At 73.2% G+C, this 9,615-nt stretch carries 7 protein-coding genes; 6 read left to right on the top strand and 1 reads right to left on the bottom strand.

Translation table 11 applies throughout. The features are described from left to right. Nucleotides 1-71: 71 nt before the first annotated feature. Entirely contained in the window at nucleotides 72-671 is a 600-nt protein-coding gene (locus ACFT55_RS16040; RefSeq protein WP_380244839.1) for an isochorismatase family protein, read from the bottom strand. Between the two features lie 428 nt (nucleotides 672-1,099). Here ACFT55_RS16040 and ACFT55_RS16035 point away from each other — a divergent pair, with 428 nt between their 5' ends. From ACFT55_RS16035 to ACFT55_RS16010, 6 genes are all read left to right on the top strand, one after another. Continuing rightward, nucleotides 1,100-2,332 (top strand): PQQ-dependent sugar dehydrogenase, encoded by a 1,233-nt coding sequence (locus tag ACFT55_RS16035; RefSeq protein WP_380244838.1) that lies wholly within the window; start codon nucleotides 1,100-1,102, stop codon nucleotides 2,330-2,332. A 73-nt stretch (nucleotides 2,333-2,405) separates the two neighbouring features. Next, nucleotides 2,406-4,190 (top strand): methionine--tRNA ligase, encoded by a 1,785-nt coding sequence (gene metG / locus ACFT55_RS16030; protein WP_380244837.1) that lies wholly within the window; start codon nucleotides 2,406-2,408, stop codon nucleotides 4,188-4,190. A gap of 38 nt (nucleotides 4,191-4,228) precedes the next feature. Continuing rightward, complete coding sequence (gene metG, locus ACFT55_RS16025) at nucleotides 4,229-5,851, top strand: methionine--tRNA ligase (protein WP_380244836.1); 1,623 nt, start codon at nucleotides 4,229-4,231, stop codon at nucleotides 5,849-5,851. A gap of 2 nt (nucleotides 5,852-5,853) precedes the next feature. After that, entirely contained in the window at nucleotides 5,854-6,783 is a 930-nt protein-coding gene (locus ACFT55_RS16020; RefSeq protein ID WP_380244835.1) for a TatD family hydrolase, read from the top strand. Nucleotides 6,784-6,854: 71 nt separating this feature from the next. Further along, the gene (locus ACFT55_RS16015; protein ID WP_380244834.1) at nucleotides 6,855-8,072 is read left to right on the top strand and encodes a ubiquitin-like domain-containing protein; all 1,218 of its coding nucleotides are present in this window, start codon (nucleotides 6,855-6,857) and stop codon (nucleotides 8,070-8,072) included. A gap of 184 nt (nucleotides 8,073-8,256) precedes the next feature. Continuing rightward, nucleotides 8,257-9,573: a transglycosylase family protein gene (locus tag ACFT55_RS16010; protein WP_380244833.1), complete on the top strand. Its 1,317-nt coding sequence runs from the start codon at nucleotides 8,257-8,259 to the stop codon at nucleotides 9,571-9,573. Nucleotides 9,574-9,615: the final 42 nt, after the last annotated feature.

The raw sequence follows: 9,615 nt of genomic DNA, 5'->3' as shown, positions 1-9,615 counted from the left end.
GTACTCAGAACGTGAACAACCACCTGTTCGGCGACAGCGGGGCGGTCGGGGCGGGTCAGGGGGCCGGGGGTTCAGGGGGTCGAGGGGGCGAGCTCGACGCCTGCGGCGGTCAGCTCCGCGCGGGCCTGCTCGCCCTGCTCCGGGCTCACCGGGATGGTGAGGTCGACCAGGACGCGGGTGGCGAGGCCGAGCCGGACGGCGTCGAGGGCCGTCCGCTTGACGCAGTGCGACTCGACCAGGCCGACGACGTCGACGGCCTCGATGCCGGCGTCTCGGAGGGCCTGCTCCAGGGTGCGGCCCTCGGCGTCGGTGCCCTCGAAGCCGGAGTAGCCGTGGGCGTACTGGCCCTTCCGCACGGACACGTCGGGCCCCAGGTCGGCGAGCGCGGGGTGCAGCTCGGCGTTCGGGGAGCCGGCGATGCCGTGCGGGGGCCAGGAGTCGACGAAGTCAGGGTGGTCGCTGAAGTGGTCACCCGGGTCGATGTGCCAGTCCTGCGTGGTCACGACGATCTCGTACCGGTCGCGGTGGGCGGCGGCGTAGGCCGCGACGTCCTCGGCGACCTGGTTCCCGCCGTCCACGGCCAGCTCGCCGCCCTCGCAGAAGGTCGGCTGGACGTCGACGACGATCAGTGCGCGGGCCGGGCGGTCCGCGGGGGTGGTGCTCTCGCTCATGGGCCCACCCTGCCACCGTGAGGTGCCACGGGACATGTCATGGGACATGCCATGGGACAGGTCATGGGACAGTGCCGGCCGCCGTGCCGTGTCGGGCGGGTCAGCAGTAACGGCCGCCAGCGGTGTCGGGACAGCGGAGCGGCTGGACCGACATCGTGCCGGCGGCGGGCCAGCCGCGGTCGTGGGCCAGAGGTGCCGGCGCCAGCGCGGGGGCCGGGGTCGCAGGAGCTAGGGCCGCGGGAGCCAGGGCCGCGGGAGCCAGGTCCCGGGATGTCCCCGGCGAGGGCAGCTCCTCGCGCCGGAGGAACAGGCGTCGGACGTGCTCCGTGAACGACATGGCAGTCTCCCTTGACCGGCTCTTGGCGGGATCATGCCATTGCTGGGGTCCAGGTGTCGACGCGGCCCCGCCGGCGCAGCAGGATGAGGTCATGGCCCGGCACCTGCGCCGCTCCGCGGCGGTCGTCCTCCCCGTCCTGGGGCTGCTCCTCGTGGCGGGCGCGTGCAGCACCGGGGACGACGGGTCGCCGACCGCGTCGCGGACGTCCGCCTCGCCCGGGTCCGGGACGACGACGCCCGCGGCCGAGGCGGGACCCACGCCCGCCGCCGACGTCACGACCGTCGTCGACGGCCTCGACGTGCCGTGGGGCCTGGCCTCGCTGCCCGACGGAACCCTCCTGGTCAGCCTGCGCGACGAGGCCCGCCTGGTCGTCGTCGACCCTGACGGCGGTACGACGACGGACGTCACCGGCCCGGGCGCCGACGAGCTCGCGGCGCAGACCGCGCCGGACGGCGAGGGCGGGCTGCTCGGGGTGGCCCGCGACCCGGCGTCCGGCGACGTCTTCGTCTACCGGACCGGCGCGGACGACAACGCCGTGCTGCGCGGGACGCTCGACGGCACGTCCCTGGGCGGCCTCACGACCGTCCTCGACGGCATCCCCCGCGCCGGGCACCACGACGGCGGCGCGCTGGCGTTCGGGCCGGACGGGTTCCTGTACGTCGGGACGGGCGACGCGGGAGACGGTGCCGCCTCGCAGGACCCGGGCTCGCTGGGCGGCAAGATCCTGCGCGTGACGACGGACGGCGACCCGGCGCCCGGCAACCCCGACCCCGCGTCGCCGGTCTGGTCGCTCGGGCACCGCAACGTCCAGGGCCTGGGGTGGGACCGCTCGGGGCGGATGTTCGCGAGCGAGTTCGGGCAGAACACCTGGGACGAGCTCAACGTGATCGAGCCGGGCGGCAACTACGGCTGGCCCGACGTCGAGGGGCCGGACGGCGCCGGGGACGGCACGGTCGCGCCCGTCGCGTGGTGGTCGCCGGACGAGGCGTCCCCCTCGGGGCTCGCGGTGACGGACGACGCCGTGTACCTCGCCGGCCTGCGCGGCGAGCGGCTGTGGCGGGTGCCGTTCGGCGGCACGGGCTCGGGCACGGACAAGGGCAAGGACGACGGCAAGGGCGGGCGGGTCGACGCCGACGGCAGCGTCCGGCCGCTGGGTGCGCCGCAGGCGCTGCTCGTCGAGCAGCTCGGACGGTTGCGCAACGTCGCACCCGTCGTCGCCGGGGGCGGCGACGCGGACGGGCTGTGGGTGCTGACCAACAACACCGACGGCCGGGGCACACCCCGCGACGGCGACGACCGGCTGGTGCGTGTCGCCCTCCGGTGACGCGGCGCGGGACACCACGAACGCCACGGACGGACCCGGACGCCCCCCCGGACCGGACCCTACAATCGCGGGCGTGACCCACATCCTCTCCGCCGTGGCCTGGCCCTACGCCAACGGCCCGCGGCACATCGGCCATGTCGCCGGCTTCGGCGTTCCCTCCGACGTCTTCAGCCGGCACATGCGGATGGCGGGTCACGACGTGCTGATGGTCTCCGGCACCGACGAGCACGGGACGCCGATCCTCGTGCAGGCGGAGCAGGAGGGGGTGACCCCGCAGGAGCTCGCGGACCGCTACAACCGCGTCATCGTCGAGGACCTCACGTCCCTCGGGCTCTCCTACGACCTGTTCACGCGCACCACGACGCGCAACCACTACGCCGTCGTGCAGGAGATGTTCCGCACGGTGCACCAGAACGGCTACCTGGTCGAGAAGACCACGATGGGGGCGATCTCCCCGTCCACCGGCCGCACGCTGCCCGACCGCTTCATCGAGGGCACCTGCCCGATCTGCGGGTACGACGGCGCGCGCGGGGACCAGTGCGACAACTGCGGCAACCAGCTCGACCCGATCGACCTGAAGAACCCCCGCAGCCGCATCAACGGCGAGACGCCGAGGTTCGTCGAGTCGAACCACTTCTTCCTCGACCTCCCGGCGCTCGCCGACGCCCTGGGCGACTGGCTGCGCACGCGCACCGGGTGGCGGCCCAACGTGCTGAACTTCAGCCGCAACCTGCTCGACGACGTGCGCCCCCGCGCCATGACGCGCGACATCGACTGGGGCATCCCGGTGCCGCTGCCCGGGTGGCAGGAGAACCCCACCAAGCGGCTGTACGTGTGGTTCGACGCCGTCATCGGCTACCTGTCCGCGTCGATCGAGTGGGCGCGCCGCACCGGTGACCCGGAGGCGTGGCGCGCGTTCTGGACCGAGGAGACCGCCCGCTCCTTCTACTTCATGGGCAAGGACAACATCACCTTCCACTCCCAGATCTGGCCGGCCGAGCTGCTCGCCTACGACGGCAAGGGCTCTCGCGGCGGTGCGCCCGGGCGCTACGGCGCGCTGCAGCTGCCCACCGAGGTGGTCAGCTCGGAGTTCCTCAACGTGGAGGGCCAGAAGTTCTCCAGCTCGCGCGGCGTGGTCATCTACGTGCGCGACATGCTGGCCCGCTACCAGCCGGACGCGTTCCGCTACTACGTGGCCGCGGCCGGCCCGGAGAGCCAGGACGTGGACTTCACGTGGGACAGCTTCCTGCGCCGCACCAACGACGAGCTCGTCGCCGGGTGGGGCAACCTGGTGAACCGCACGGCGAGCATGGTGCACAAGAACTTCGGGCAGGTCCCGACGCCGGGCGAGCGGGCGGACGTCGACCGCGCCGTCCTCGAGACGACGGGCAACGCGTTCGGCACCGTGGGCGGCCTCATCGGGTCCAACCGCCAGCGGGCGGCGATCGCGGAGGCCATGCGCGTCGTCGGCGACGTCAACCGGTACGTGTCCGAGACCGAGCCGTGGAAGCTCAAGACGGACCCCGACCGGCTCGCCACGGTGCTGCACACGGTCACGCAGGCCGTGAGCGACTGCAACACCCTGCTCAGCCCGTTCCTGCCGCACTCGGCGCAGCGGGTGCACGAGACCTTCGGCGGCACCGGGACGTTCGCGCCCCAGCCGCGCATCGACGAGGTCACCGATCTCGACGACGACTCGCGCACCTACCCGGTGATCACCGGCGACTACGCGTTCCCGGCGTGGGAGCCGCGCGCCGTCGTGCCGGGCACCGAGGTCGCGAAGCCCACGCCCGTGTTCACCAAGCTCGACGACTCGATCGTCGAGGAGGAGCTCGAGCGGTTGCGCGCGAAGGCCTGAGGGCGGGGCGCCGCCCCTGCCCAACTACGATGGGCCGCATGCCGGAGCGCGCGAAGACCTTCTACCTGACGACGCCGATCTACTACGTCAACGACGCCCCCCACATCGGGCACGCGTACACGACGGTCGCGGCCGACGTCGTCACGCGCTGGCACCGCCAGCGCCAGGAGGACGTCTGGTTCCTCACCGGGACCGACGAGCACGGGGAGAAGGTGCTGCGCACGGCCGAGGCGAACGGCGTCTCCCCCCAGGAGTGGGCGGACCGGCTCGTCGAGACGGCGTGGCAGCCGGTCCTGAAGACGCTCGACGTGCGCAACGACGACTTCATCCGCACCACCCAGGAGCGGCACGAGACCGCCGTCCAGACGTTCCTCCAGGACCTGTACGACAAGGGCGAGATCTACTCCGGCTCCTACGAGGGCCCGTACTGCGTGGGGTGCGAGGAGTACAAGCTCCCGGGCGACCTCGTCGACGGCACCGGCGACTACGAGGGGCAGAAGCTGTGCCCCATCCACCTCAAGCCGGTGGAGATGCTGGCGGAGGAGAACTACTTCTTCCGCATGAGCGCGTACGCCGAGCGCCTCCTCGCGCTGTACGAGGACGACCCCGAGTTCGTGCAGCCGGCCAGCGCGCGCAACGAGGTCATCGGCTTCGTGAAGCAGGGCCTGCAGGACCTGTCGATCTCACGGTCCACGTTCGACTGGGGCATCCCGATCCCCTGGGACGACAAGCACGTGCTGTACGTGTGGTTCGACGCCCTGCTGAACTACGCGACCGCGGTCGGCTACGGCGCCGACGACGAGGCGGCGCGCGAGCGGTTCGCGCGGACCTGGCCGGCCGACGTCCACCTGGTCGGCAAGGACATCCTGCGGTTCCACGCCGTGATCTGGCCGGCGATGCTGATGGCCGCGGGGCTGCCGCTGCCGAAGCGGGTGTTCGCGCACGGCTGGTTGCTGGTGGGCGGCGAGAAGATGAGCAAGTCGCGCCTGACGGGAATCAAGCCGGACGACATCGTCGACACGTTCGGCTCGGACGCCTTCCGCTACTACTTCATGCGGACCATCGCGTTCGGCGGGGACGGCTCGTTCTCCTGGGAGGACATGGTCGCCCGGTACAACGGCGAGCTGGCCAACGGGTTCGGTAACCTCGCGTCCCGCACGGCGGCGATGATCGGCAAGTACTTCGGCGGCGCGCTGCCGACGGCCGGCCCGGCGACCGACCTGGAGAAGAACCTCGAGGCCGTCGCCGCGCGCGCCGTGGCGGACGCCGAGGCGGCGATCGACCGCCTGGCCATCCATGACGCCGTCGGCGCCGCGTGGACGCTGGTGGACGCGACGAACGTGTACATCACCGAGACGCAGCCGTGGAAGGTCGCCAAGGAGGAGGGCGAGACCGACGCCGACGGCCGTGGGGTCGACGGCGGCCGCCTCGCGACGTCGCTCGTCACGGCGGCGGAGGCGCTGCGCTCCCTCGCCGTCCTGCTCAACCCGGTGACGCCGCAGGCGGCGCACGCGCTCTGGGACGCCCTGGGCGCGGAGAGCAGCCTGGGCGCGCTGGACGCGCAGCCGGTGGCGAGCGCGGCGAGCTTCGGCGTCCTGCCGGCCGGCGCGACCGTGACGAAGGGTGCGGCGCTCTTCCCGCGTCTCGCCGACGACGCCTGATCGTGGGGCGCAAGCGCGAGCGCGGGTTCCCGGCGGACCCGGAGCCGCTGCCTGTCCCCGTCGCGGACAACCACACGCACCTCGACGCGATCGCCGGAGTGCTGCCGGACGACGTCGCGGTGCCGACGGTCGAGGAGCACCTCGCGCGCGCCGCGGCGGCGGGGGTCGACCGCGTGGTGCAGGTGGGCTGCGACCTGCCCGGCATCGACTGGACCGTCGAGCTGCTCGGGGCGGGGGCCGCGGCCGGGGCAGGGCCCGGGGTGCTCGCAGCCGTCGCGATCCACCCGAACGAGGCGGTGCTGCACGCCGGCGTGCGGGAGGTGGGCCCGGACGGTCTGGAGCCCGACCCCGCCCCGCACCACGCCGTCGCGCTCGACGACGCCCTCGCCCGGGTGGCCGACGTCGCGCGCGCCCACGACCGCGTCCGCGCGATCGGCGAGACCGGGATGGACCTGTTCCGCACGGGACCGCAGGGCGAGCGCGTGCAGCGCGAGGCGTTCCGCGCGCACGTCGCGCTCGCCAAGGAGCTCGGCCTGGCGCTGCAGATCCACGACCGGGACGCGCACGCGCAGGTGATCGACGTCCTGCTGGCCGACGGCGCCCCCGAGCGCACGGTGTTCCACTGCTACTCGGGCGACGAGGAGATGGCCGCCCTGGCGGCGGAGCACGGGTGGTTCCTGTCGTTCGCCGGCCCCGTGACGTACCCGCGCAACGACCACCTGCGCGCCGCCCTGCGGACGGTGCCGCTGGAGCTGGTGCTGGTCGAGACGGACGCGCCGTACCTGCCGCCGCACCCGTACCGCGGCCAGCCGAACGCCCCGTACGTCGCGGCGCACACGGTGCGGGCGATGGCCGCGGTCCTGGAGCGCCCGCTGGACGACGTCTGCCGGGCCGTCTCGGCCACGTCCGAACGCGTCTACGGCGCCTGGTGAGCCGGGGCGAGCGGGGTGCGAGCAGGTCGGGGCTTCCCCCGAGGTCACGGTTCCGTTACGGTCTGGTGCTCGTGCGGAGAACCAGGGCGAAGCGGGCGTCGGACGTGGCGGCGACCGGTCCGTCGTCCCCGCGTCGCGGCCCGCTGACCGGTCCCGCGCGGCACGTCGTGCACGGCGTCGTCGTCGTCGCGCTGCTGGGCAGCACCGCCGCCGTCGCGCACGCGCACAAGTCCATGACGATCGACTACGACGGCCGTGTCGTGACCGTCGACGCGTACGGCACGACTGTCGCGGAGGTGCTGCGCTCCCACCACATCACGCCCGGCCCGGACGACCTGGTCCAGCCCGCGGCGTCGTCCGCGGCCCGGAACGGCGGCGAGGTCGTCGTGCGCTCCAGCCGCGACGTCACGGTGGAGATCGACGGCGAGGTCACGACCTTCCCGACGACGGCGCACACGGTGGGCGAGCTGCTGGCCGCGCTCGGCCCGCGCGGCGCCGACGCGGTGACGTCGGCGTCCCGCACGGCCCCGCTCGACCGCGCACCCGTGCGCGTGTCGACCATGAAGACGGTCCAGGTCGCCGTGGACGGGCTCGTCCTGCCGATCCGCACCTCGCAGGCCACCGTGCGCGACGTGCTGTCCACCGCCGGCATCACGCTCGGCAAGCAGGACCGCACGTCGGTGCCGCTCGGCGCGGCCGCCGTGGACGGCATGGTCGTGATGGTCAGCCGGGGAGACACGGACGCCGACCGCGTCACCGAGGTCATCCCGTTCAAGACCGAGCGTGTCGAGTCCGCCGAGCTGCCGAAGGGGTACGAGGTGGTCCGCACGGCCGGGGTGCCCGGCGAGCGCGTCACGACGTACGAGGTGCACACGCTCGACGGCGCGGAGGTGCAGCGCACGGTGCTGGACCGCGAGGTGACACGCGAGCCCGTCGACGAGGTGGTCGTGGTGGGCACGCTGGAAGTCTCCACGGCGACCCCCGACCCGGGCTCGGCGAAGGCGATCGGCAAGGCCATGGCCGCCGAGCGCGGCTGGGGCGACGACCAGTACGTCTGCCTCGAGAAGCTGTGGGACAAGGAGTCCGGCTGGCGGTGGAACGCCGAGAACGCGTCGAGCGGGGCGTACGGCATCCCGCAGGCGCTGCCGGGCACGAAGATGGCGACCGCCGGGGCGGACTGGCGGACCAACCCGTCGACGCAGATCGAGTGGGGTCTCGGCTACATCGCCGGCCGCTACGGCACGCCGTGCGGGGCGTGGAGCCACTCCGTGTCGGTCGGCTGGTACTGAGCCCAGGGGCCGGCGGGGGCCCGGTGAGTCGGGTCACCTCACCCGTCCAGACTTTTCGGACGGCACCGGACAGACGCGGGCATCCGTAGCACATCCGGGCTTGGCCGATAGTCACGATCCGGTTACGGTCTTCGGAGCCACCGGATCGACCTCGGCCCCGACCGCCAGTCGGGAGCCCGCCGTCGTGGCCGGATCGCACGACGACTGGACCTGTGTGAACTCCTCGAACGAGACTCTCCATCCCTCGGCCGAGTCGACGCCCGAGGCGTCCGATTCCGGCACCACGACCGCCACGCGCCGCCGTCGGCTCCCGCTGATCGCGGGCCTCGCGGCAGGCGCCCTCGTCCTCGCCGGTGGCGCGGCCACCGCCTACGAGACCGCGCGCAAGAGCGTCACGCTCGACGTCGACGGCCAGACGCAGACCCTCCAGACCTTCTCCGGCTCCGTGGCCGGCCTGCTCGACGCCCAGGGCGTCGAGGTCGGCGAGCGTGACTCCGTCACCCCCGGCACGGACGCCGCCCTGCGCGACGGCTCCCAGGTCGTCGTGCGGTCCGGGCACCAGCTCACGGTCGACGTCGACGGCCAGCAGGACGACGTGTGGGTCACGGCGCTCGACGCCGAGGAGGCCCTGCGCGGCCTCGACGCACGCGGCTCCGACGTCTCCCTCGTCGCGTCCCGCTCCGGCGACCGCGCGTCGCTGCCCCTCCAGCTCGACGCCAACCAGCCGGTCGCCGTGGTCGCCGACGGCACCACCACGGTGGTCGACGACGGCTCCGTCGGCCTCGACGCGATCCTCCAGGGCCTCGGCCTGACCGTCGACAAGGACGACCACGTCTTCGTCGAGAGCCAGGCCGCCAAGACCGAGGGCGACCCCGCGGTGCGCATCGTCATCGAGCGCGTCGACACCAAGAAGGTCACCAAGAAGGTCGCGGTGGACCACAAGTCGCGCACCGAGCAGGACGCCGACCGGTACGCCGACCTGGGCAGCAAGGTCACCCAGGAGGGCAAGGACGGCGAGCGCACCCTCACCTACCGCGTGACCACCGTCGACGGCGACGTCGTCGCCAAGAAGAAGCTCTCGGACAAGGTGACCACCAAGCCGGTCACCGAGATCGTCGTCGAGGGCACCAAGGCCCGGCCCGAGCCGGAGCCCGAGCCGGAGCCGGAGCCCGCGACCACGTCGAGCAGCAGCTCGTCCTCCGGGTCGTCGTCGAGCGGGTCGTCGAGCGGGTCGTCCAGCGGCACGTCGCTCGGCTCCGCGCCCGCGGGCGTGTGGGCGGACCTGGCCCAGTGCGAGTCCGGGGGCAACCCGGCGACCAACACGGGCAACGGCTACTACGGCCTGTACCAGTTCTCGCTGCAGACGTGGCAGGCGCTGGGCGGCAGCGGGCTGCCGTCGGAGAACTCGGCCGCCGAGCAGACCCGGATCGCCAAGAAGCTCCAGGCCCAGTCGGGCTGGGGCCAGTGGCCCGGCTGCGCGGCCAAGCTCGGCCTGCTCTGAGCTGAGTCGAACGAGGCCCGCCGGCCGACCCTGTCGCAGGGT

The sequence above is a fragment of the Isoptericola sp. NPDC057191 genome (assembly GCF_042670225.1).
Lineage (GTDB): Bacteria > Actinomycetota > Actinomycetes > Actinomycetales > Cellulomonadaceae > Isoptericola.
This window is presented reverse-complemented; position numbering and strand designations above follow the sequence as displayed.